This is a genomic window from Tenacibaculum sp. Bg11-29, assembly GCF_002836595.1.
Classification (GTDB): domain Bacteria; phylum Bacteroidota; class Bacteroidia; order Flavobacteriales; family Flavobacteriaceae; genus Polaribacter.
The window spans coordinates 2,024,965-2,047,484 of the sequence record NZ_PJBB01000003.1; the positions used below are offsets into that span (position 1 = coordinate 2,024,965).

Sequence of the window (22,520 nt, forward strand, 5' to 3'; positions counted from 1 at the left end):
AATCGTTTTTCTATGGTGAATTTTACCCGATGGATATCAAAAAATGGATTGAAAACAAAGGGAATTATAAAGACGGCATTTTGTTGTATGCTCAACTTTCGAAGCATAATAAGCTTTTACTTAAAAATTTTACGCAAAAAGAAACCAAATCAAATTTTGTAAAACTCAGATATGAACTTCAAAAAAATATAGCTGCGACTATTGAGGTAAAAGCTGAAAAACGCTTAGCATCACCAATAGCACCTGTCTTTATTTCTGAAGAAAAAGTTTACCGTAAAGTATTATTAAAAGAATTGCCTTTTGAACTACACGAATCGTATCGAGCGCAAAAAGACAATTACTACAAAGCCACAAGTTTACACTTACAATTAACAGCATTGAAACCTCATGAACACGACAAAGCATTGTCTTTTTGTATTCAAATTGAAGGCCTATTTGATAGCATAGAAAAGACTTGGGAGCTACTTGATTATTATAAAGAGCACGGAAGGATTTTAGAAACAAAAAACGAAGATTTTTCGCTCATGAGTGAAACCGATTTGCTTTTAACTCGAACGAGTAGAAGAAGCTCCTTAACCAGGGCAAAAGAGCGTTTACAGTTGCTAAACTCCAACTACAAGAAATCTAATTTAATAGCAGGTAAACAAAAGTACGAGCGTAAAATCGGAGATAAAAAAGCCCATATAATCAAGTTAAAACTGGATGTAGATAGGCTAAATAATTTAATTATAACAAACCAAAAAGCATAAAAATGTTACCTGAAAAACACCCTAAAATAAGTGTTAAAGACAGCACTTTTGATAAAATATGGCTGCATTATAAAGCACCCGATGAGATAGAATTAACGGAAAAACAACAACAAGTAAACGAACGGTTACTTGCAACGTGGACCTCTTTAGTATCAGGTAATACACCCACTTTTACCCGTAATATGTTAATGCAAGCTTACGATATAAAACAGGCGCAAGCGTATCGGTATATCCGTGAATCTCAATCATTATTTGGTAAAGTTTTAAAAGCAAGTATCGCAGGACAAAAAGCGATGTTGTTTGAAATGGCAAAACAAAATTTTAGCGAAGCCAAAACAGCTAAAGATGCAAAAACGGCCGTTTTTTATTTTAAAGAAATGCGAGAATTATTAGGAGAAGAAGATGAAGCATTAAGTTTTAACCCTGAGAAATTAGAAAATAAACCAGACAAGTTTATGATACCAAAAGAAGTAGCAATGGTTATTAAAAATCACTTAGAAGAAGGAGTGATTGATTTCAATAAATTAACCATAGAAGATATTTCTTTTAATGAAATAATTGAAGAAAATGAAGAGGAAGACGAATAAAAAATATAGAGAAATTATACTAAACGCTGCCCAAATGGTGGCGTTTTTAGCCGTAACCGTTTTAAAAAAAACGAAGATCTATTTAGAGTGGGGTCGCGGAACAGGAAAGTCTTTTATCCTGGCTTTCTTTATGAAGAAGATGGTGAAACAAATGCCCGGTGCATCTTTTGCGTTGGTTGGTTCTACCTATCAGCAAATACTAGCAAGAACGCTACCAAGTACAAAAGAAGGTTTGGCTGTTTTAGGGCTGTATGAAGATGTAGATTATGTAGTCGGCAAAAACGGAAAACGTTTTGGATTTGCAGAACCTATCCAGGCACCCGATAAATGGGAGAATATTATTCACTTCTCAAATGGGGCCATCTTTCAATTAGTTTCTTTAGATAACCCCAATTCTGGGCGTGGTTTAAATGCCTATGGTGTTTTGGGAGATGAAGCGGCATTGTTTGATCCTGACAAACTGTTTTACAATGTTAAGACGACCAATAGAGCGAAGTCGGCACGTTTTCCTAAAGCGACGCTGTTAGGTTGTGAAATCTATGTTTCTTCAACACCATTAACTAAAAAAGGGCGTTGGTTTACTGAAATAGAAGTGAAGATTAAAAACAAAATCTTTAAGAATTGGAAGAAGTACGCTTATATTAAAGCATCTTCTTTGGTAAATAAGCGGAATTTACGTCCTGAATGGTTTGATGAAATGAAGGAAGAAAGCCCATCAGAACTAATTTATAACGCTGAGATATTAAACATTAGGCCTAAAGAAATACTGAACGGTTTTTATCCTCAATTCAATAAGAAGAACCTTTATACAGATTATGATAATGACTATCTGGAAGGGATAATCCAAGGCTATACAGCAAAGGATCTTAACTGTAAACAAGACAATGATATTGTAAAAGATACCCCGCTGATACTATCGCTAGATTGGGGGCTGTTCTTATCTGCAGTAGTAAGTCAGAATTTAAAGAGCAGGTACAAGGTGTTAAGATCCTTTCATTGTTATTACCCTAAAACATTAGAAGATATTGTGGAAGATTTTTGTGATTATTATGCGCCTTTAGAGGTTAAACGTGTACACTTATACTATGGGCATGATGGTAATCAGCGTATGAAGGACGGTAAAGATATGACCTATGGTGACCAAGCAAAGTACTTCCTTAAACAACGAGGATGGAAGGTGTCGGATAAGTCTAAGGGGAGGCCTGCAGCCTCTCACAATGCAAAGTATATGTTGAACAACTTAATGTTTAAAGCATCCTCGAGTAGGTTCCCATCTATTGAGATCAACGAACACAATAATAAAAACCTGATCATTTCTTTAGAACGTGCGGAAGCAACAGAAGGTAAGAATGGTATTCAAAAGTTAAAGAAGGATGAACGTAATGCGTCAATGAAGCAAGAGCACACAACACACCTGTCAGATGCTTTTGATATCCCTGTGTGGGAGCTGTTCCATGACCTGCTTGATGGTGAGCGTGAGTCCTGGTCGATTACTGACTATATGGGGGAGTGACTTTCATATTACCGAGGTTTTTGCTTTTTGACAATTGTCAATTTTCTAAGGGTCTGGCGTAGTCGACACTCTTTAAATGATAAAAAAGATGTCAAAAAAAACACGTAACTTACTGATGTGTAATTAGTTGATTTTTTTAAAATGATAAAGTGAGCTGAATTTTGATGTTTTTTACATTAAAACAGCTCATTTTTTTATTAAAAACGATTGCTCACTGTTGTTTTTTATACTTTTTATCATTTTTAAATACTCCTTTTTTTTGTCCTACCACAGGATTTAGACTCGCTATACTTTAGCAGTATGGAAGTAATCTCTTTACGTGAAGTTTTACAGGAAATAAATAAAAAAGATAAGGATGGCAACCCATTTCCTTTTTCTGTTTCTGTGTGGTCTTTAAATAGGCAAAGTAAAAAAGGTGGTTCGCTTAAGCACTACGATAAAGCAAGGTTACTCGTTGGTAAAAAGGTAAAGAATCTTTCAGCGGCATCATTGTTAATTGCTGCTCAGTCAGCAGCAAGACTTTCAAAACAGCCAAATCATTTTAAAAATAGAACCCGAAATATAGAACTCGAAAATGGAGATATTAAAAAAATTCATATTCGGTTAATAGATACGTTTAACGGAAAAAAAATGCAATATTAATGATGGAAATGTACGGAGATATTGGAATTATAGCCAACGGTACTACAGTGGTGAAATTCAATAAAAAAGATTCGGCTAATCAAGTTACTAAAGTTTCAGTAAAGACACCAGATGCAGAAAAAAATATTGCTTTATGGGGTAAGAAGAACAATTTCCCGCAGCAACTTTTAGCTGCAGTAAAGAGAAATTGTCCTACTACTTCAGGTTTACAAGTGGTGCGTGATGCTCATTATGGCGGTGGTTTTGTTTTAATGAAAGAAACTTTTGAAGAAGATAAAAACAACGAAGAAAAGCGAAAATTAACACAGGTAAGTTTAAGAAAATACCCAGAGATTTATAAGTTTTTTAGAACAAATCAAATGCCAAGATTCTATAAAGAAAGCATTACTGATTTGGAATATTTCGCAATTGCGTTCCCGGAATATGTTTTAAGTAATGATAAAAATAAAATAGAATTAGTACGTAGGCAAAAATCCGCTCATTGTCGCTTTGAAGAGATGAAGGACGACGGTACTATTGGTAATGTTTGGTTGTCTACAAAATGGGCAGATTCAGTTGATTTAAGCTCTAAATATTCAAAAGATATTCCGCTTATAGATAGTTATATGCCCGCAGAAAAGGTGAAAGAATATTGCAAGAAAAACAAAATAACAAACTTTATTAGGCCGTTGTTTTATCCAATGCTAGATGAAAGTTATTACCCAATAGCTTCATGGCATTCTGCCTATTATAGTAAGTGGATTGATATCGCGAATTCAATCCCAGAGTTTAAAAAAGCATTGTTTAAAAATCAATCTACCATTAACAAGCACATCGAAATTCACGATAAGTATTTCGAGAAAAAATATGCGGAAGATTGGGAAGATTATTCCGTTGAAGAAAAAGATGAAATACGGCAAGAATTTGCGAATTTCTTAAACGAAAATCTTAGCGGAAATGAGAACTCGCAGAAGACTGTTTTTTCTATGATGTATGACCAAGATGGAAAACAAGTTTCTGGACTAAAAATAACAACAATAGATGATAAGTTAAAAGAAGGTGCTTTTTTACCTGATGGTACTGCGGCAACGTTGGAGATAATAGCAGCTCTAACAGTAGACCCTACACTTATCGGTTTAGGTACAGCGAGTTTAGGAGGTGGAAGCGATAAAAGAGAAGCTTGGACTATTCTAACGGCTCGTCAAAAACCAAAACGAGAAACGACACTAGAAAGTTTTCAATTCATTCAAGATTATAATGGATGGGATGCTGATTTAATAGGAGCTTTTGAGGATACTATTTTAACAAGTTTGGATAAAAATCCGACAGGATCTAAAAAAGCAGTAAACGTATGATAGCAAAAACAACAGCAGATATAAAAAGGTTTGCAGAAGTTAATAGTGGTTTTCATTTTGATAAAATCAAGCCGTTTTTAAAGCGAGCAGTAAAAGATCACTTGTATAAATACATCTCTAAACAGCAATATCAAACGCTTTTAAACTATAAAGATTCGGATACAATTATACTTGAAGCTGTTGATTTAGCTTTAGAGGTAGAAGTTAATTTATCAATGTATAGTTTCTTAAATGTAGCAGCTATGCAGGTAACTTCTGCAGGTGTTCATGTCGTTGCACCAAAACAACAACAAAGTGCTGCAAAAACGGATATTCGGGATGCATTGCGCTTGTATAAAAGAACAGGTTTAACCGCCTTGGATGATTTATTAATGTTATTGGAAGATAACGAGGATAAATTTACAGCTTGGAAAAACTCAAAAGCGTTTACTAGGCAAAAAAAACTATTGATAAATAGCACCGCTGATTTTCAGAAAACCTATAATATTTTTAATAGCACACAAACCTTTTTATCATTAGTACCGGACTTGTATCGTTGTGAGAAAAAATATATAAACCCCTCAGTAACGGATGCCGTTTTAAGCCAATTAAAAACAAAAGACACCACCTCATTTTCGGAAGAAGAAAAACAAGTATTTACAGCAGTTTACGAAGGTGTACAAGATGCGATAGTACTTTTTACCGTATCGAATACTTTAGGAAGTGGGATGTATTTTCAAGAAGCTTCTGGTTTTCAACTTCGTTTTGATGTACTTGATTATGAAAGGAATTTTTCGGGAGCTAAAAAATTAGATACTTATATCTTAAAGCAAAAAGAGGATACAGCACATGATGCAAAACAGTTTCTAAATGAAGCATTAGAACTTATAAAATTAAACCCAACAGTTTTTCCTTCCTATAAAAATTCAAGAGAAAGGAAGAAACCTAAATTCATTTCGAAAGGTGGAATTATAGGGATTTAAAACTGTCCTACTTTAAAAATCAAATAAACTAGAATTTTACAATATGAATAAAACAACAATCGCTTACAGTAATGGTAATGGCATGACTACCTCCGTTTCAATTAGTGATACTTCAAATTTAGTAATTCGTCCTTGGGTTTCTGAACAGTTATTAGGAGGTATTATTTTAAGAATCTATAGTAATAAAATTTATCAGTATATCGGAGATTTTCCTTTTGTTACAAAATCAATTCCTGATGAATTTGTAAAAGATAAATGGAAAATAGTTATGGACTCTTCTGTAATAAATAATACGATCTATATAGATGGATTTAAAGCTGATTATTATCCAATTTACGGAGTAAAAGAGGTAATGGTTAAAGGTGATTTGGCTTTAAATAGAGCTATTTCAAAAACAGCATTTGCGCCCGTTAGTAGGTATTTATTAGGAGACCCAACGAAAGGTACTTCGTGGGAAATTGTATCTGGAATTATAAATACGGGTGAGGAAGAAAACTAAAAATAATTTAATAATAATTCAAAAATTAAAACCAAAATGAAAACAAAATTTTTAACACTTGCTTTTTTATTAATTAGCATCACTTTTTTTGCGCAATCAGATTTTAATAGAGGGGTGAAATTCCCCAAAGCAAAACAAAGTACAACAGTAGCTAAAATACCTTTATTAAAAGGTAGTAAGAATAAACTGAACTATTTTATCTCAACAACTGATTTTATTAAGGATTTGGATTTAGTTACTCAAACAGATTTGAGCGATTTTAAACCTGAAATTCCTTCAATTACTCAAAACTTACTTTTATTCGAGACAAAAGGAGCTTTTAGAATTAATCACGATATTACTTTAGGGAATCATCCTGTACAGTATTACACCCAAGGAAAAGGGGCTGTTTCTTTAGCTTCTTATGATACTAGTAGAGGTGGGGAAAACATAAGCAAAGCAGATTATTCTTTTAATGCAGGAAGAAATTTAGCAGGTTCGTCTTTTGGTCAGATAACATTAGGGCTGAATAATGTTATGATTCATGGCGATAGAACAGCTTGGAAAGCATCAGACTTGCAATTCGTTGTTGGTATTGGAAAATCATCTGTAGAAAGAAAAAACGGCCTTGTTGTTTTAAAAAATGGAGTGGTAAGCGCCCCAGAATTATCTTATGAAAAGATAATTAATAATTGGAATTTTACTTCACCAGATAAAAAAAGAACACTTGTAACCTTAGAGTTTTTAAAGACAGAAATGGGGATTTCTAACCCTGGACGTTATGATAGAGATATTATTAACCTAAATAAAGAACTTTGGGTAAATGAATTGAGACTCACCAATATAAATAATGCACCTACTTCTTCAACTGCTGTAGGATTACCTGGTCAGATAAGGTATGATGAAGATTTTATTTATATGTGCATCGCTTCTAACACTTGGAAAAGAACAGCATTAACCACTTTTTAAATTAAGAACAATGAGTAACCCTCTGAAAGATTTAAAAACAAAGAGCTTAAATCACATTATAGGATATGTTTTTTTCTTAATAATCGGTTTGATTGGAATGAGTTTTCAAATGATAAAATATATCTCAGGCGAATTAATTTTAGTAAGTAAAGATTACAAAGTAAATCCAGAATTAATTTTAGCAGGAATTTTTATGCTGCTAATTGCTCGGCCAAGAATCTTAATAGAGTTTTTAGCATTAATTACTAAAACCTTGATTTTAGGCTTTGAAAAACTAACAAAAACAAAAGCAGATAATGAGTTATAAAATAGATCTTTTAATGGTTGGGTTTCTCTTTGTTAGTGGTGGTAATTATATGACGGGCTTTGGCTCGTTGTGTATTATTATTTATCACTTATCAATGTTGAAAATGAATGTAATAGATGTGAAGTATAAAAAAAGTTGGAAGGTGTATTTTAAAGCTTTGTTTCATTTTATTTTTAAATATTTTACAAGAAAATGACCAGAGATAAAGTAATAGAATTACTGAAACAATACTTTCAAGTTTATGAGCTTGTAGGAAGAAAAACGTATAAAAAGTACGGTGAAGATTCGTGGCAGTTCTTACAAACAGAAGCATTGCATACATTATTGGTATTGCGTGTACTTGTAGGAAGAAAAGCCACCATAAATGATTGGTATTGGGGTGGAAAATACCAACAACGAGGACTAAGAACCAACTTACAACAGTTGTTTAGATTCTATTTTTTAAAGCGAAGGTTGTATTTAAGCGGCCATGTATTAGGCTGTGCATTTGATGTGATTTTTGAAGGTATTTCTGCAAACGAAGTACGTAGATTAATTATAGCCAATCAACATAAATTCCCCTATAAAATACGCTTAGAACGAAAGAAAAACGGAAAGTTTATAACATGGGTTCATATTGATACAAAGTATCTTAAAAGAAACCCGAAAGTATATTTATTTAATGTATGAAAAATGTAATTCACTTATTAATAATTGTCTTTTTATGCTCGTGTAGTGTTACAAAAGACTTTACAAAAGACAAAAAGAGTACTGATATAAAAAAAGATGTTCGTACTCAAACCACGAAAGTAACAGAAGAAAAAAGACCAGGGGGAATTTTAGAAGCTCCTATAACCCCCTTGGATGAACGCCCTAGAACAGACAGTGGAGAATTAAAGGCATTTATTCAAAAGTATAAAGACGGAGGATTAACGAAAACTGTTTACTATAAACCAGATGGAAGTGTTGATGTGAAATGTTTAGCAGACGAGGTTTTTCGAAGGATAGAAGAACAAACCAATATTCAAGATTCTTCGGAAATAGCAATTGACGAAAAGAATAAAACAAAGAAAAAGGAAGAGAAAATAATGCCTGAAATACTACTGTATATTGTTCTTGGAATGGTGTTAGTTTTCTTCATAATGACTTTTTTTATGTATAAAACACTGAATCAGAACAAAGCTATTTTAAAGGCTATATTAATAAAATAGTTATGAAGTTAAAGTTTAAAATGCCTACTTCTTGGAACGAATTAACAGATATACAATTAAATAAAATTGCGATACTTTTTTTCTCTGAAACAAGTGATATTCTTTTTGATGTAGCATTATTTAAAATATTAAATAAGTATGCTTGGTATAAATTGAAGCTTAGAATAAAAATCAAGTTACTTTTAAAAAATGTACCGATGATTGATATAAAAAATCTGTACCTGAATTTTTACACAAAACAAAATCTGACACGATTTATTAGCGAAGTAAAAGCAAACAGAAAAACGTATTATGCACCTGCAGACAGATTAACTAATTTAACGATCGGGGAGTTTTCAATGTGTGAAGATTTATTTTTAAGCTTTCAAAACAACATCAATAATAAAGCTGCAGGTTATGGAGTTCCTGCTTTGCGTTGGTTGGCTGCTGTACTATATTCTGATCAAAAAATAATCCGTGCTGATCTAGATAAAAATCAACTACCTTTTTTAGTTCAGGATTTTAAAAATGTACCTGTTGGTTTTTTATATTCAATGGCATTATCTTATAAAGGCTGTAAAGATTATATAGCTTCTTTAGAGAAATATAAGATTATTTACCCCGCTCCAAAAACAGAGGATAAACCCCCTAAAAAACTAACGTCTGCAAATATTAATAAGCTGATAATGGCGGTTGCTGACAATGGTATTTTTGGTACTTATAAAGAGAACTTTACGACCAATATTTACACTTTTTTAGATTACTACGCTGAAAAGCTAAAAACCATACCCAAAGATGGCACTAACGCATAATGACATTATAAATAAATTAGCAGAAATTGGAGAAAGCCACACAGGTATAAAATCTCATTATAAATGGAATTTAGCTGAGTTTTTTGATTTTTCTGTAGCCGTAAGAGAAGGTTATAACGTTACTTTAATGACGTATGAAAGCCCAACTGTAGTTCCAAGTAATGAAGAAAGTAATTTGCATTTAGATTGGAATTGTGGCTTTAACATCTTAGGGAAAGAAGGTGTTGAAACATATGAAATAGATAACCAACAAGCGCAAAACGAAGTATTAAACCATTGTTTAGAAATAGGATTTGAAGTAATGCGGAAATTAATTTTAGATGCTTCTATTCCTTTTGTAAATAATGCCCCGAACCCATGGTATTCTGTTTTAAAAAAACTATCTTTTTCTTTTACGAAAATAGGACCCGTTACAGCAAACAACTTATATGGTTATCGGTGTGAATTTTCTTTGAATCCCAAATTTAAAACTTCTGTAGATATATCTAAATGGAAGTAATAAAAACCACTCTACTAGAGTGGTTTTTTTTTGTCCTAACACACGTTTTAGAGTAGGTATATTTTAGCTGTATGAAGAAACCCGTGGTAACGCTAAAAGAAATAAGAAAAGCTGAAAGAAAAATAGGTTTACGAGCTTCTAAAATGATTAGAGATAGCCTTGTTTCAGAGATAAATGCTATTAATTTTTATGCAAGGTCTATGTCTGAAGAGGCATTAGATAGAACTGTGAAAGTTAAACCTATAATGGGTAATGTTCGTTTATTTAGAATATCTACATCAATGATGCTTCACGGGTTTGTTTTAGAACAGGGAGCGTCTGAACGTTCTGCACATACTCGTAGAATTGAAAAAACAAATACATTTTATACGGTAAAAGATCACGGTTTTATTCTGAGACGTATTCCTTTTATGGAAGAAGCTATTTTAAAAAGTGGTGCTTTTAAACATTTATTTAATGAAATAGGAAAATTAAGAATGAAAGAAGTTGCAATTTCTTTTATGCAATCTGATATTAAAATATAGCGTAATGGCGATTAAAAAAAAGGGAATTTGGGATATTTCGATAGAGATAAACGGTAAACAAATTAAGAACAACTTAAGGGAGGTTGGTCGTTCTGTTGGTAAATTAAAAGGGCAATTAAGTTTGTTAACACCAGGAACGGATGAGTTTATAAAAAAAGCAGCTGAACTTAAAAAAGCAAAAGCCCATTTCACGAAGCTAAAGGATGCAATTCATGGTACGACTTCTGGTGTTGAAAAAATGAAAAAGAGTACAACGAATTTAAAATCGTTAATTCTTTCCGCTTTTTCTATTGGTGCCGTTGTTTCTTTTTTTAAAACAATTGTGTCTCAGGTTGGAGTTTTAAGAAAGTTGAAAGGGACATTATCTCAAATAACCAAATTACAAGGTGTCTCCTTAAATCAAGCAACGGCTAAATTAAAAGCTTTAGCGACTACTTTTAATGCAGATACCGATAAAATGTCGGAAGCAGCAAATAACTTTTCTAAATCTATGGGTATTGGTTTTTCTGAAGCCTTAGATTTAATAAAAGAAGGATATCTGGAAGGAGCGGATGCCAACAATGATTTTTTAGACAAAGTGAAAGAATATCCCGAGTTATTAAAAGAAACAGGTTTTGCAGCTGAAGAAGCTATTGCTTTAATGACGCAGGAAGTAAAGTTGGGGATTTATTCAGATAAAGGAATTGACAGTATAAAAGAGGCTAATTTACGTTTGCGTGAAATGCCTGATTCAGCAGCGGAAGCATTAGACGCTATTGGGTTAAGTTCTGAAACAATACTTCAAGAACTTAAAAACGGTAGTAAAACAACTTTTGATGTTATACAACAAGTTTCTAAAAGAATGTCAACCTTACCGCCTCAAAGTAAAGTTGTAGGAGAAGCAATTGCCAATATTTTTGGAGGAGCAGGGGAGGATGCAGGGCTTCGTTACATTTCTAATTTACATAAGATTGATTTAAGTTTAGGCAACTTGTCTGCTAAAACAAATGATTATGTAAGAGCTAAAAAGTTAGAAGCTGATGCAAATGAAGCTCTAAACAATGTAATGATTCGATTAACAGGTACAGGAAGTTCTTTATCTATGGTGTTTAGTGCATTTAAGATGGTTTCAGCAGATTTACTTGGAACTTTAACAGGTGTAAAAGATTCCTCTTTAGAGTCGATTAAATCATTTGATGCACAAGCAAAGGCTGTTAATGATTTAGATAAAAATTTGGTACCGCTTATTTCAGAATACGATAATTTAACAGCTAAAACATCTTTAACAAAAGAAGAACAAGATCGGTTAAAGGTGGTTATTGGTAAAATTGGAGGTATTGTTCCAACTGCAATTACAGCATTTGATGATTATGGTAATGCCTTAGATATTAATTCTGAGAAAGCGAAAGATTTTATTAAAACTCAAAAAATATTGCTTAATCATAAAAACTCAGAAGTAATTGAGGAGCAGAAAGATAAATTGTCTGAATTAAACAAAGAGCTCGAAAAAAACAAAGCTATTTTAAAAAATAGAAATAAAGACGGTGATATTGTAAGGGTTAAGCATACGATTACGAAAACAGATAGGCTTATTGTTTCAGAGGAAAAAGTTAGTGAAGATGAAATCAGGAAACGTCAAGCTCGTTTAAAAATAATACAAGAAGAATTAGTAAAACATCAGGTAATTTTAGATGCTCACAATGGTGATTATTTAGACAAGCTGAGTAAAAAAGAAGAAGCAGCTACTGTTAAAACCTCGGAGCAAATATCAGCAAGAAAGATATTAGAAGCTACTGCAGCTAAATTGAAAATTAAAAATATTGCAAGTTTAACAGATCAGGAATTAAAAAAGAAGATAGAGGCGCAAATTAAAAAATCTAAAAAGCTTTATGAATCTAAAATAAAAAGTGATAAAAAATTAAAAGATAGTCTTTTGAAGTCTCAACAGAAATATAAAGATGAAGTACTATTTGCTTCAAAAAGTCTTATGGAGCAAGAAAAAATAACTTATGAAGAAAATTTAAAATTAGCAGGTCTTTATGGTAAAAAAGAAATTGATTTAAGCAAAGATGATTTAAAGGTAAAGGAAATTTTACTAAAATTACATCAGGTAAATATGGTCAAATTAAAAGCGGGAGAGGCTGATAAAAATATTGCTGCTATTTCTAAAAACTACGATTCTGAGAAAAGAATTAGACAAAAAGTGTTTAATAATTTCTTAAATGGTGTTGTTGAATTTGAAGCAGCTAAAGCATTACTTAAGGATAGTTTAAGTAAAGAGCAATTAACCAAAATAACGACACTAGAAGAAGCTAAAAGCGCTTTGAAAAGACAACATGAACAGGCAGAGTTAACTAAAAAGGCTGAATATTTACAAAAGTTAATTAAAGTATTATCTGTAGAAGTCACACAGGCGAGTTTATCAGATAGTGTTTTAACTGACGAGCAAAAAGAAGCTTTAACGGAAAGATTAGAAGAAGTTAAATTAAAACTGTCTGAGGTTGGTCTGGCTAAAAAAGAAATTGCAGGAGGTGAAGAAGAAAAAGAAGAAGAAGCGGCAGATTCAGGTTTAGATATCCTTGGCTCTAGTCCTGAACAGTGGGAGGACGTTTTCGGAAAATTAGATACTTCTGCTAAAAAAATGGGTGCTTTAGTTGGTGTCTTAAAAGGCTTACAGGAAGCCTGGGGTATGTATAATAAATTTGTTTCTCAAGCTGAAGACAAGCAACTTCAAAAGCTTGAACAATCAAATAACAAGAAAAAGAAAGCTTTAAAAGAACAATTAGATAATGGCGCTATAAGTCAAGAAGTCTATAACGAAAAAATTGAAGAGCTAGATCTTAAATTAGATAAGAAAAAGGCTGAAATAGAATATAAAAGAGCGAAAAGAGAACGTATAAGTGCCTTATTTAATGTTGCTTCAAATACAGCATCGGGAATAATGAAAGCGGTTGCTTCTTTTCCGCTTACAGGTGGTATGCCATGGGCGGGAATTATTGCAGGAATGGGAGCTATACAGGCAGGAATGATATTGTCAGCACCTATGCCAGATAAAGGTTTTTTTAAAGGAGGTAATACAGGTGATCAAGCGATTGCTTATGATGGTGACGGTAAAATAACTGGGTATGTTCACGCGAACGAATGGGTAATGCCTGAGATAATGACTTCTAACCCAAAATATGCAAAAACACTATCTTATTTAGAGGCCGAACGAGGCAGGTTAACAGGGCATTATAACGGAGGTAATACAAGTGTTTCTACTTCTTCAAGCGAAGAAATAGAAGAAGATGTAAATATACCAGGAACTTCATCTGTGGTAAATAGTCAATTAGTATCTGTATTAATAGATTTAAACGCAACTTTAATTAAAGGGATAAAAGCGAATATAAAATTTGGTTATTCAGAAGCAGAGGATTTAACCGAATTGCTTAGTGAAATAGATTCAGCAACTAATAACGGCATAATACAACCATGATAACAGCAGTACAAATACCAAAAAAAGACACCGTTTTTTTAACAACCAATCCTATCATTTTCGAAGTGTCAACAGATTTAGATGCTTCGCATTACATAACAGCTAAAGTAACTTTAGATACAGGTGAGATTATAAGTCAAATTTGGGGTAGATATACACCAACAAATTTAAAAGTGAATTTGCAAAACTTATTTTTAGACTTTTTTAAAGTTGATTTTGAAAAGGTTACTACGAACGGATTAATGCGAAAAAGTGATTTATTAAAAAAGGTAATTATTGAATTAAAGGAGGTTGTTATTGGGGCTGAAGAAGTTGTTTCTACTTTTGTTTTACCTAATTTTTACGTGCTTTCATCCAATGAAAAACAATCCTTTGATAGTTCAATTAATTTACAAAAATTATCAATATTACCGGACGTTGTATCTGTAACTAAAAAAAGTGTTATTCGCGTTCCTTTATGGCTAAATGCCCCTGAACTTGATATAAAAATAATAAGTGGAATTGCAGAAATTTACAACCTTAAAAAAACAAATTTAAAGAAGGGTGTTTTTTATTTTGACTTTGATTTTAGTACTATTTCTAATTTGGATGATGTAGCAATAATAACTTTTACAGATGGCCATAAGACTATTGAGCAGATAATACAGTTTGCTGTTTTAAGAGCTTATGATATTGAGCAGTTTTACGTACTAAATAATATAAATATTTATGAATATGTGGAGTTGTTTGGTAAGAAAACAGCTACTAATTCATATAAAAGAAATATCATTAACGATTATAATGATGTAGTGCATCAGGTAGATTTAAGCAAAACCCATACTGTTAAAATATATTCTCATTTCTTACTAGAAAATCAGTTGCCTTTACTTTCTTTATTCAATGAAAGTAAAAAGGTTTTCTACTTAAAAGATGGTGTCTTCTTACCGTTTGTTGCAATAACAAAAAAAGCTTCTGCAGGTGATTCAAGTAAAAATTATTACCAGGAATATATCGAGTTAAAACAGTCAGAATTTCCATTAACGAACGATACTTATAACTACCAATAGAATAAAATGATTAAAATATATAGCACTTCTGGAGAAGAAATAAATGTTGTGAAATCATCAATAAATATAACAAAAGAAAACAATGCTTTTTCTACTGATTTTTCAGTTTTTCATTCTAAATACCCATTTTTAATAAAAGAAGATATTGTTGCCGTTAGGAATTTTGGAAATAGACATTTATCTACTATGGGAAGAAATAAAGAGTTTGAAGTTTTAGTGCAGTTTGGGACTGAAACACACAAAGGTTTTTTAATCATTACAGACTATTTAAAAGGATCTCGAAAATGTAATATCAGATTCGGATCTGAATTATTAACTATAATAAAAACATCAATTTCTAGTTTTTTTGGGAATCATTATTTCGGTACACAAATACCATATAGTGAAACTGTAAACGCTCCTATAGACCCTAAGACTTTTATGGATGCTGTAAATATTCATGCTTTAAAAAAATACCCAGAAGTTGATTTTTGTTTTCCTGCAATGTCAATTCCTGATTTTTTTAAAGAAGAGGGAATTTTAAAACCTAATACACCTCTAAACTTTAGGGAGTTATTCGGTACCGATTTACAAACAAATAATTTATATAAATCAGCTGCTTTAAATTTTTATAGATCGTTGGATTATATGTCTTTAAACCCTATGCCTTACTTGATGGCATTAGTTGAAAAACCGTTAAAAAGTATAGGTTGGAAGTTAGAAGGAGACTTTAAAAATGACTCTTTTAATGAGAAAATAATAATAGTACCTAAAGTACATAATAACACTTTGTTTCCTATAAATGCAGGATATGTAATGCCTATTAATAATATGACAAACGGCTCTAAACAACACATTATTACTCACTATAAATTAGAGAAAGGGACGTTTTCAGTAGAATTAAATTTGAAAGGGGTTAATAATGCTGCGGGGGTTAGTGTTTCTGCTTTGGTTCTAAGAGGTAGTGAAACATTATATTCTGAAACAATAGAAACAGAAGATTTTAAAGGCTCTTTTGAATTTGAAGTTACAGAAGAAAATAAAACTGAAAATCTTGTTTTTTTGTACTCTCATCAAAACTCAGCAACGCCTAATTCTGGTGAATTTATAATAAAAGGAAATTCTTATACCGAAAAAAAAGCGGTGCTTTTTCATCCAACAGTCGATTTAAAAAGATATGTGCCAGACTGGTCTTTTTTGGATTTACTGAACAACTTAAAGCAATTCAGAAACTTAAAAATAGATATAGACGAACAGCGAAAGGTTGTCGCAATGAATTATAATACGAAGTTTCTTTCTAATTTTGATTATGTCGATTTAACGGACTATATTTTTAAACAAAAGTCTTTAAAAAACAACACGGTAGGCGAATACAAAATTTCTTATGCCGATGAGCCGAGTAACGGGAAAACAGGAAGTATTGCAAACGTTTTTAAAACTAATTATAGTAATAAAGGTGAGTTTGATAAAGATGGTGTTACACTCGCTATTTATGATGGAGGTAATGAGGTAATTGAGTTCTTTGAGGATAAGTCTTTAAAATTAGATGAGTCTTTAGGTAGTTTGTATAATATTGCCTGGAGGGATTGGTTATTTTTATTAAATAATTCGTCTACCATTCAAGCGGACGCTTATTTACCTCAGACCGTTGTTGAGCAACTTGGCAAAAAACATAAAATATATTATGATACGATACAATATGCAGTTACTAAAATAGATTATTCACTCTCGAACAATGAGTTAATAAAGGTTCAAATGACTTTAAGGAATATTTTAAGAAATGGTGCTGTATCTAATACTGATTTTGTTGTTTCAAACCCTGAAAAAGAAATAATATTAAACAGTTTAACTCGTAATACCTTTAGTTATTACCTGCATTACACTTTAGTTAATTTTACAGCTTTTAATGGTCGAATGATAGCAAAACAGTTAAAGCAAAACCCTGATTTGGGAATTGAATATACAGGGAAAGAATATTTTGAATATAATGTTGCTGATCAAGAAAAAGGAACTGTTAGTATCTTTTATCTAGAAGCTTACAAGACTGCATGGTGGGAGTTACAGGCAACTAACTTTGATGGTTCTGTAGTATCTAATAAAATGTATCATCATCATATTCATGTGCCTTATGTTAATATGCAAAAGATTAAACTAATTCATTTGGATGTTGTCGGGGGTGTTTTGGGTATTAGAGACTTTTTTAAATATAGATTTGAATTTGACGGCATTGCACCAACAGAGTTAACATTTGAATTAGCAAAATCAAATCTTCAAGGTGTAGTCGTTTCAAGAGAATATTATACACTTACAGATTTAACAAAATCGCATTACATTAAAACTCCTACGAGGGATGGCGTTTATTCTATGAGTTGTACGACAGTCATTGAAGGTAAAATTTATACCTCTACAGAAATAACACTTTGGAAAGGTAATGTTTGGAATGTTCCACTATAACTCGTTTTGCTTCAAAAATTTAATTTTGCACTTTGTATGTTTCCTATTGCTTTAAAGATATTTTTGGGTAGGTATTCTTCAGTTTGTTTAATAGAGTAATGACGAGCTTGATTTTTTACATCAATAGTTGGGATACCTAATTGAAGGTAATTTGTTATACCAGTATCTTTTAAGCTATACCATTGATATGTTTGGTTGAATTTTAATTCTTTACGTAGTTTTGTCCAGGTATCTGATATTTTTTTCGGATCTCCTTTTTGTGAGCCAGGTTTAAAACTATCAGCAGAAAATAAATAATCAGAGTTGTTTGCTTTGCTAAGGTGTTTTGCTAAAATTGTCATAATGTCTAAGGGGATTGTGACTATTTGTGATTTTCTATTTTTACTAGCTTCAGCAGGAACGTTTATTATTCCGTTAGAAAGTATAACGTCCTTCACTTTTAATTTAGTGAGTTCGGTACGTCTTATTAAGCAGTAAAATGCGGTTTGGCAAAGAACTCCATAGTGGTAATTGGTTTTTTTTAAATGGTTAAAGATTAATTCTCTTTCAGTTTTGGGTATAATAGTTCTCTTTTTTTCATTTTGCTTAATTTTTGAAAGTAGACTTGTAAAATCAACATTAATATATCGTCTTTTAATTAGCCATCTTGTAAATATTCCTATAAAAGCTAAATAATTATTGTGAGTTCTTGCCGAGTTTTTTCGTTGATAGAAAATCATATCTAAAAAATCTCTACTTAAGGTTTCATTAAAATCAGTAACAAAACAATCTTGTTTTTTTTCTTTTTTTAAAAACTCTTTTAAGTTATTGATATAGCTTTTATAAGCACGTAAGGTGTCTTCTCTAAGTGCGCCTTTAATAATTTGTTGTTCAATTTGTTTAATGAAGATGTCGAATACGTCAAAAAGGTTTGCAAATGATTTTATATTCTGATCTTGAATAAAAGGAGTCCAGCCTGTTTGTAGTTTTGAATTTAAGTTTGCTATTATTCTTACAGCATGTTTCCTTCTCTCTGTTTTATTTTCAATTTTTTTTACTCTATTTCTCTTACGTTTAAGTTTTTTATTAGGGTCTACTTCGTAAGGGTCAATAGCGTAATATATTATTTCCCAGGTCTTATTTTCTTTAAGTTCTGCAGGAATATAATCAATAAAAGGAATAAGTTTTTTTGGGAATTGAGGTTTTGACATTTTTTTTTTACATCAAATTGTTGATTTGACTGTAAAATGAATACCAATTGGCGAGTTTTTGACACGCTTTTTTAATGAAAAAACTCTGAGAACCCTTTTTTAAAAGGGTTTCAGAGTTTATGTAGCGAGAAGCAGATTTGAACTGCCGACCTCAGGGTTATGAATCCTGCGCTCTAACCAACTGAGCTATCTCGCCGTTTGCGGGTGCAAATATAGAACTTATTTACTTATACGCAACAGTAAAATGTAATTTTTTTTTGAAAAAATAAAGATATATATTGCCACCTTAAGAAAAACAAAATGACAAAAGTAAAGTTTGAATTAGAGTTCCCTATACATGCTTCACCAAGTATGTTATATAATAGTTTGGCAACTCCTTCAGGATTAGAAGAATGGTTTGCAGATAGAGTAAATTCTCGCGGAAAACTAATCACTTTTACCTGGGACGACTCGGAGGAGGAAGCTAAAATTTTAGCAAAAAAAGCCAATGAGCGCATAAAATTTAAGTGGGTAGAGAGTGAAAATGATGAAAGTTATTTTGAATTTAAGATAGAAGTAGACCCATTAACGAAAGATGTAGTGGTAATTATTACCGATTTTGCTGATGATGAAGACGAGGTAGAAGAAGCAAAAATGTTGTGGGAAAGCCAAATAGATAGTTTAAAGAATAGCATAGGAGCATAGTTTTTATGCTAGATAATTAAAAACTCGACATTTTGTCGAGTTTTTTTATGGATTCTTATTACCTAAACAGTAAATTTGCAGTCAAATTTTTTGAAGAATGATAAATTTTAACGGGAAAATAATTTCAGAGAAAGAACTGCAATTATCTAATGAAAATAGAGCTTTTAAATATGGTGATGCTATTTTTGAAACGATAAGGGTATTTAATAGTAAGGTTGTTTTTATTGAAGATCATTATTTTAGATTAATGGCTTCAATGCGAATGTTACGTATGAAAATTCCAATGAAATTTACTCTTGAATTTTTACAAGAGGAAATTTTAAAAATAGTAGGAGAGCTTCCAAAATCTCAAAATTATAGAGTTCGATTAACTGTTTATAGAAAAGATGGTGGGCTTTATAAACCAACAACAAATGAAATTGATTACTTAATTGAAGCGAATCAATTTAACGAAGTTGAAAAAACGACCTATACGATAGATTTATTTAAAGACTTTTATAATTATTCAGGACTTTTATCTACAATAAAAACCACAAATAGAATGATAAATACCTTGTCAGCTATTTTTGCTGATGAGAATGATTTAGATAATTGTGTGCTACTTAACGAACGTAAAGGTGTTGTTGAGGCTACAAACGGAAATATTTTTGTTGTAAAAGGTACTGTTGTAAAAACACCAGCTTTAACAGAAGGGTGTATAAAAGGAATTATTAGAAAAAAAGTTATTGAAATTTTAGAGAAGAACCCTAATTATTCTATTGAAGAAACAGCTATTTCTCCATTTGAATTACAAAAAGCAGATGAGGTTTTTATAACAAATGCAATTGTAGGTATTCAATCTGTATCTAATTATCGAAAAAAAGTATTTACATATGAAGTTACCAATAAAATAAAAAGCAGCCTTAAATTAGTAATGATAACAGGTTAATTCATTTGAATATCGCTCGGTGCATTTGCCCAAATTTTATATTCACCACCTTTTTGAAGTAGTTTGTTTTTCCAGAAACTCTCATTTTTGGTGTTTAAGATATTCTCATAATCATTTTCAGAAATAAACCAAGAATCTGTATTTAATTCATCTTCTAGCTGTGTTGTTTCCCAACCAGAATAGCCTAAGAAAAACCGAATATCGGTAGATTTTAATAGCCCTTCAATTAAAAGATCTTTTAAAAGTTCAAAATTACCTCCCCAATAAATACCGTTAGCAACTTCAATACTATTAGGAATTAATAGTGGTACTTTATGTATAAAATACAAATTGTCTTGTTCTACAGGTCCGCCTTGGTATACGGTAAAATCACAATCAATCTCAGGAACTAAATCATTTAAAACATGATTTGAAGGCCTATTTAAAATAAAACCAACCGCATTTTTAGAGGTATGCTCTGTTAATAAAATAATGGTTCGTTTAAAACAATTATCATTTAAAATAGCCGGTTTTGCAATTAGTAATCTGCCTTTTTCGGGGGTAAGTGCAATCATAATTTTAGTATTTATATCACTAAAATAAGTAAAATATTAATAAAACTTTAACATAAATGTTAAAATTTTTAATAAAGAGGATTAAAGTTGTTGTATTTTTTCTAAAGTATTGATTACTTCATTTCTTTTTCTAACTGATACCGGAACTGTTTTTTTATTTTTTAAAACCAAATAACCACCGTCAGATTTAATAAACTCTTTGATATACTGTATATTAACTAAGTGACTTTGGTGAACTCTTAAAAAATCAAACTCTTTTAATATGTCAGCAAAATATTTAAGAGTCTTACCTACTAATATTTTTTGATTATTGATTAAATAAAACTCAGTATAATTATTATCTGACTTACAACGAATAATATCGTCTAAATTTACAATGATTATTTTGTCAGAAGTGTTTAAGGAAATTTTTTGAGGACGTTGATTTGGCTTTTTTATAGATTCTTGTAAAACATTTAGTTGTTCTTTATTTGGCTTTATTTGTTGTTTAGCTTTATTAATAGCATTTGCTAAATCTTCGTTAGAATAAGGTTTTAAAATATAATCGATTGCAGCAAATTTAAAAGCTTTAATAGCAAACTCATCACTAGCGGTAACAAAAACAACTTTTGATGATAGGTTAGGATGTATTTCAAGAACATCAAAGCCAGTACCATCACCAAGCATAATATCTAAAAATAAAACATCAGGCTGTTTTTTTCTCAATAATATTGAAGCTTCAACAACGCTTTTTGCTGTACCAATAATCTCAATTTCTTTATGATGGTTTAAAATGTCGTTTTGTAGCATTTCTAAAGCAGCTGATTGATCTTCAACTAAAATGGCTGTAAGTTTATTCATGCGTTGTATTGGTTAATTTGAATAATGTTATTTCGGGTCTTACATTAAATCGAACTTGCCATAAATGACCTAAAGCTCTGTTTATATACAAAGTTCTCCCATCTTTTAAATCTATTTTACCAGCACTATATCTTTTATTTTTAACTGGCAGTATAGGCGCTGGTAAAAAGGGTGGTTTTACTTGACCTCCGTGTGTGTGTCCAGATAAAATCCAACCTTTATAATTATTCCAAATATCTAAATCACATACATCAGGGTTGTGGCATAATACTAAATTTGCTTTTTTAGAATCATGTTGCTGCATAATTGGTTTAGGATTAAAATTTAACCCCCAATAATCATCAAGACCTATAATATTTAAACCATTAAATTCTTTTTGGGTATTTCTTAATACGGTTATACCTGCTTGCTCTAATAAAGCGGTAATCGTATTAGCAACACTTGCTTCAGTCCAGTTTTTACCATAATCGTGGTTTCCTAAAATAGCTACAGTAGCAATATTACCTTTAACGGCGTGTTTTAATACTTCTTCTAATTGTTTAAGTTGCTTTTTACTATCATAGCTAACAAAATCACCTGTATATACAACAAAATCGGGATTTAATTTTTGTGCTTTTTTAAATGAGTTTATGATATAGGTGTAATCAAAACGATCACCTATATGTAAATCACTAAGTTGCATTAATTTTTTACCAATAAGGTTTGTTGGTAGGTTGTTTATAGGCATTCTTTTCTGAACAAATTCTAACCAAAAAGGCTCAATTTGCCAGCTATATATTCCGCTTAAAAGGCCTGTTCCAAGTAATCCTGCAATTGTTTTTTTTATGAAATTTCGTCTTTTCATTT

At 31.4% G+C, this 22,520-nt stretch carries 23 protein-coding genes and 1 tRNA gene; 19 read left to right on the top strand and 5 right to left on the bottom strand.

Annotation, left to right across the window (positions count from 1 at the left end):
• Window positions 1–29: 29 nt before the first annotated feature.
• The 17 genes from CXF68_RS09240 (at window position 30) to CXF68_RS09325 (ending at window position 17,478) form a co-directional block, all read left to right on the top strand.
• The gene (locus tag CXF68_RS09240; RefSeq protein ID WP_101044073.1) at window positions 30–749 is read left to right on the top strand and encodes a hypothetical protein; all 720 of its coding nucleotides are present in this window, start codon (window positions 30–32) and stop codon (window positions 747–749) included.
• Between the two features lie 2 nt (window positions 750–751).
• Window positions 752–1,336 carry a hypothetical protein gene (locus tag CXF68_RS09245; protein WP_101044074.1) on the top strand — a complete coding sequence of 195 codons (585 nt, stop codon included), beginning with the start codon at window positions 752–754 and terminating at the stop codon, window positions 1,334–1,336.
• Window positions 1,317–2,849: a hypothetical protein gene (locus CXF68_RS09250; protein ID WP_232771631.1), complete on the top strand. Its 1,533-nt coding sequence runs from the start codon at window positions 1,317–1,319 to the stop codon at window positions 2,847–2,849. The genes CXF68_RS09245 and CXF68_RS09250 overlap by 20 nt, the downstream gene beginning before the upstream one ends.
• A 300-nt stretch (window positions 2,850–3,149) precedes the next feature.
• On the top strand, window positions 3,150–3,491 hold the full coding sequence (locus CXF68_RS09255; protein ID WP_101044075.1) for a hypothetical protein: 342 nt from the start codon (window positions 3,150–3,152) through the stop codon (window positions 3,489–3,491).
• Complete coding sequence (locus tag CXF68_RS09260; protein WP_232771632.1) at window positions 3,491–4,825, top strand: hypothetical protein; 1,335 nt, start codon at window positions 3,491–3,493, stop codon at window positions 4,823–4,825. The genes CXF68_RS09255 and CXF68_RS09260 overlap by 1 nt, the downstream gene beginning before the upstream one ends.
• On the top strand, window positions 4,822–5,787 hold the full coding sequence (locus CXF68_RS09265) for a DUF6712 family protein (protein WP_101044077.1): 966 nt from the start codon (window positions 4,822–4,824) through the stop codon (window positions 5,785–5,787). The genes CXF68_RS09260 and CXF68_RS09265 overlap by 4 nt, the downstream gene beginning before the upstream one ends.
• 43 nt (window positions 5,788–5,830) lie before the next feature.
• Window positions 5,831–6,286, top strand: a complete 456-nt coding sequence (locus CXF68_RS09270; protein WP_101044078.1) for a hypothetical protein — start codon at window positions 5,831–5,833, stop codon at window positions 6,284–6,286.
• Window positions 6,287–6,322: 36 nt separating this feature from the next.
• Entirely contained in the window at window positions 6,323–7,234 is a 912-nt protein-coding gene (locus tag CXF68_RS09275) for a hypothetical protein (RefSeq protein WP_101044079.1), read from the top strand.
• A gap of 10 nt (window positions 7,235–7,244) precedes the next feature.
• Complete coding sequence (locus CXF68_RS09280) at window positions 7,245–7,541, top strand: hypothetical protein (RefSeq protein WP_101044080.1); 297 nt, start codon at window positions 7,245–7,247, stop codon at window positions 7,539–7,541.
• A gap of 192 nt (window positions 7,542–7,733) precedes the next feature.
• Window positions 7,734–8,210, top strand: coding sequence for a hypothetical protein (locus CXF68_RS09290; protein WP_101044082.1), 477 nt, complete (start codon window positions 7,734–7,736; stop codon window positions 8,208–8,210).
• Window positions 8,207–8,731: a hypothetical protein gene (locus CXF68_RS09295; protein WP_101044083.1), complete on the top strand. Its 525-nt coding sequence runs from the start codon at window positions 8,207–8,209 to the stop codon at window positions 8,729–8,731. The genes CXF68_RS09290 and CXF68_RS09295 overlap by 4 nt, the downstream gene beginning before the upstream one ends.
• Before the next feature lie 2 nt (window positions 8,732–8,733).
• A complete protein-coding gene (locus CXF68_RS09300) occupies window positions 8,734–9,522 on the top strand; it encodes a hypothetical protein (RefSeq protein ID WP_101044084.1) in 789 nt (262 codons plus the stop codon).
• Window positions 9,506–10,021 (top strand): hypothetical protein, encoded by a 516-nt coding sequence (locus CXF68_RS09305; protein WP_101044085.1) that lies wholly within the window; start codon window positions 9,506–9,508, stop codon window positions 10,019–10,021. The genes CXF68_RS09300 and CXF68_RS09305 overlap by 17 nt, the downstream gene beginning before the upstream one ends.
• Window positions 10,022–10,092: 71 nt before the next feature.
• Entirely contained in the window at window positions 10,093–10,545 is a 453-nt protein-coding gene (locus CXF68_RS09310; RefSeq protein WP_101044086.1) for a hypothetical protein, read from the top strand.
• Between the two features lie 4 nt (window positions 10,546–10,549).
• A complete protein-coding gene (locus CXF68_RS09315) occupies window positions 10,550–13,999 on the top strand; it encodes a phage tail tape measure protein (protein ID WP_101044087.1) in 3,450 nt (1,149 codons plus the stop codon).
• Window positions 13,996–15,045, top strand: coding sequence for a hypothetical protein (locus CXF68_RS09320; protein WP_101044088.1), 1,050 nt, complete (start codon window positions 13,996–13,998; stop codon window positions 15,043–15,045). The genes CXF68_RS09315 and CXF68_RS09320 overlap by 4 nt, the downstream gene beginning before the upstream one ends.
• A gap of 6 nt (window positions 15,046–15,051) precedes the next feature.
• Window positions 15,052–17,478 (top strand): hypothetical protein, encoded by a 2,427-nt coding sequence (locus CXF68_RS09325; RefSeq protein WP_101044089.1) that lies wholly within the window; start codon window positions 15,052–15,054, stop codon window positions 17,476–17,478.
• An 11-nt stretch (window positions 17,479–17,489) separates the two neighbouring features.
• Here CXF68_RS09325 and CXF68_RS09330 read toward each other — a convergent pair whose 3' ends face one another.
• Together CXF68_RS09330 and CXF68_RS09335 are read right to left on the bottom strand one after the other, a co-directional pair.
• Window positions 17,490–18,668 carry a site-specific integrase gene (locus tag CXF68_RS09330; protein WP_101044090.1) on the bottom strand — a complete coding sequence of 393 codons (1,179 nt, stop codon included), beginning with the start codon at window positions 18,666–18,668 and terminating at the stop codon, window positions 17,490–17,492.
• Window positions 18,669–18,790: 122 nt separating this feature from the next.
• Window positions 18,791–18,864, bottom strand: a tRNA-Met gene (locus CXF68_RS09335).
• Window positions 18,865–18,968: 104 nt separating this feature from the next.
• Between CXF68_RS09335 and CXF68_RS09340 the strand changes: the two genes are divergently transcribed.
• On the top strand, window positions 18,969–19,352 hold the full coding sequence (locus tag CXF68_RS09340) for an START-like domain-containing protein (RefSeq protein WP_028887627.1): 384 nt from the start codon (window positions 18,969–18,971) through the stop codon (window positions 19,350–19,352).
• Window positions 19,353–19,449: 97 nt separating this feature from the next.
• Window positions 19,450–20,280, top strand: a complete 831-nt coding sequence (locus CXF68_RS09345) for an aminotransferase class IV (RefSeq protein WP_101044091.1) — start codon at window positions 19,450–19,452, stop codon at window positions 20,278–20,280.
• Here the strand turns inward: CXF68_RS09345 and CXF68_RS09350 are convergent.
• The 3 genes from CXF68_RS09350 to CXF68_RS09360 all read right to left on the bottom strand — a co-directional run bounded on the left by CXF68_RS09350 (window position 20,277) and on the right by CXF68_RS09360 (window position 22,518).
• Window positions 20,277–20,834 carry a YqgE/AlgH family protein gene (locus CXF68_RS09350; RefSeq protein ID WP_101044092.1) on the bottom strand — a complete coding sequence of 186 codons (558 nt, stop codon included), beginning with the start codon at window positions 20,832–20,834 and terminating at the stop codon, window positions 20,277–20,279. The genes CXF68_RS09345 and CXF68_RS09350 overlap by 4 nt on opposite strands.
• 81 nt (window positions 20,835–20,915) lie before the next feature.
• Window positions 20,916–21,674, bottom strand: coding sequence for a LytTR family DNA-binding domain-containing protein (locus CXF68_RS09355; protein WP_101044093.1), 759 nt, complete (start codon window positions 21,672–21,674; stop codon window positions 20,916–20,918).
• A complete protein-coding gene (locus tag CXF68_RS09360) occupies window positions 21,667–22,518 on the bottom strand; it encodes a metallophosphoesterase (protein ID WP_101044094.1) in 852 nt (283 codons plus the stop codon). The genes CXF68_RS09355 and CXF68_RS09360 overlap by 8 nt, the downstream gene beginning before the upstream one ends.
• Window positions 22,519–22,520: the final 2 nt, after the last annotated feature.

Coding starts and splice junctions, on each gene's coding strand:
- CXF68_RS09240 (WP_101044073.1), top strand. CDS start 30: ATGGATATCAAAAAATGGATTGAAAACAAAGGGAATTATAAAGACGGC.
- CXF68_RS09245 (WP_101044074.1), top strand. CDS start 752: ATGTTACCTGAAAAACACCCTAAAATAAGTGTTAAAGACAGCACTTTT.
- CXF68_RS09250 (WP_232771631.1), top strand. CDS start 1,317: ATGAAGAGGAAGACGAATAAAAAATATAGAGAAATTATACTAAACGCT.
- CXF68_RS09255 (WP_101044075.1), top strand. CDS start 3,150: ATGGAAGTAATCTCTTTACGTGAAGTTTTACAGGAAATAAATAAAAAA.
- CXF68_RS09260 (WP_232771632.1), top strand. CDS start 3,491: ATGATGGAAATGTACGGAGATATTGGAATTATAGCCAACGGTACTACA.
- CXF68_RS09265 (WP_101044077.1), top strand. CDS start 4,822: ATGATAGCAAAAACAACAGCAGATATAAAAAGGTTTGCAGAAGTTAAT.
- CXF68_RS09270 (WP_101044078.1), top strand. CDS start 5,831: ATGAATAAAACAACAATCGCTTACAGTAATGGTAATGGCATGACTACC.
- CXF68_RS09275 (WP_101044079.1), top strand. CDS start 6,323: ATGAAAACAAAATTTTTAACACTTGCTTTTTTATTAATTAGCATCACT.
- CXF68_RS09280 (WP_101044080.1), top strand. CDS start 7,245: ATGAGTAACCCTCTGAAAGATTTAAAAACAAAGAGCTTAAATCACATT.
- CXF68_RS09290 (WP_101044082.1), top strand. CDS start 7,734: ATGACCAGAGATAAAGTAATAGAATTACTGAAACAATACTTTCAAGTT.
- CXF68_RS09295 (WP_101044083.1), top strand. CDS start 8,207: ATGAAAAATGTAATTCACTTATTAATAATTGTCTTTTTATGCTCGTGT.
- CXF68_RS09300 (WP_101044084.1), top strand. CDS start 8,734: ATGAAGTTAAAGTTTAAAATGCCTACTTCTTGGAACGAATTAACAGAT.
- CXF68_RS09305 (WP_101044085.1), top strand. CDS start 9,506: ATGGCACTAACGCATAATGACATTATAAATAAATTAGCAGAAATTGGA.
- CXF68_RS09310 (WP_101044086.1), top strand. CDS start 10,093: ATGAAGAAACCCGTGGTAACGCTAAAAGAAATAAGAAAAGCTGAAAGA.
- CXF68_RS09315 (WP_101044087.1), top strand. CDS start 10,550: ATGGCGATTAAAAAAAAGGGAATTTGGGATATTTCGATAGAGATAAAC.
- CXF68_RS09320 (WP_101044088.1), top strand. CDS start 13,996: ATGATAACAGCAGTACAAATACCAAAAAAAGACACCGTTTTTTTAACA.
- CXF68_RS09325 (WP_101044089.1), top strand. CDS start 15,052: ATGATTAAAATATATAGCACTTCTGGAGAAGAAATAAATGTTGTGAAA.
- CXF68_RS09330 (WP_101044090.1), bottom strand. CDS start 18,668: ATGTCAAAACCTCAATTCCCAAAAAAACTTATTCCTTTTATTGATTAT.
- CXF68_RS09340 (WP_028887627.1), top strand. CDS start 18,969: ATGACAAAAGTAAAGTTTGAATTAGAGTTCCCTATACATGCTTCACCA.
- CXF68_RS09345 (WP_101044091.1), top strand. CDS start 19,450: ATGATAAATTTTAACGGGAAAATAATTTCAGAGAAAGAACTGCAATTA.
- CXF68_RS09350 (WP_101044092.1), bottom strand. CDS start 20,834: ATGATTGCACTTACCCCCGAAAAAGGCAGATTACTAATTGCAAAACCG.
- CXF68_RS09355 (WP_101044093.1), bottom strand. CDS start 21,674: ATGAATAAACTTACAGCCATTTTAGTTGAAGATCAATCAGCTGCTTTA.
- CXF68_RS09360 (WP_101044094.1), bottom strand. CDS start 22,518: ATGAAAAGACGAAATTTCATAAAAAAAACAATTGCAGGATTACTTGGA.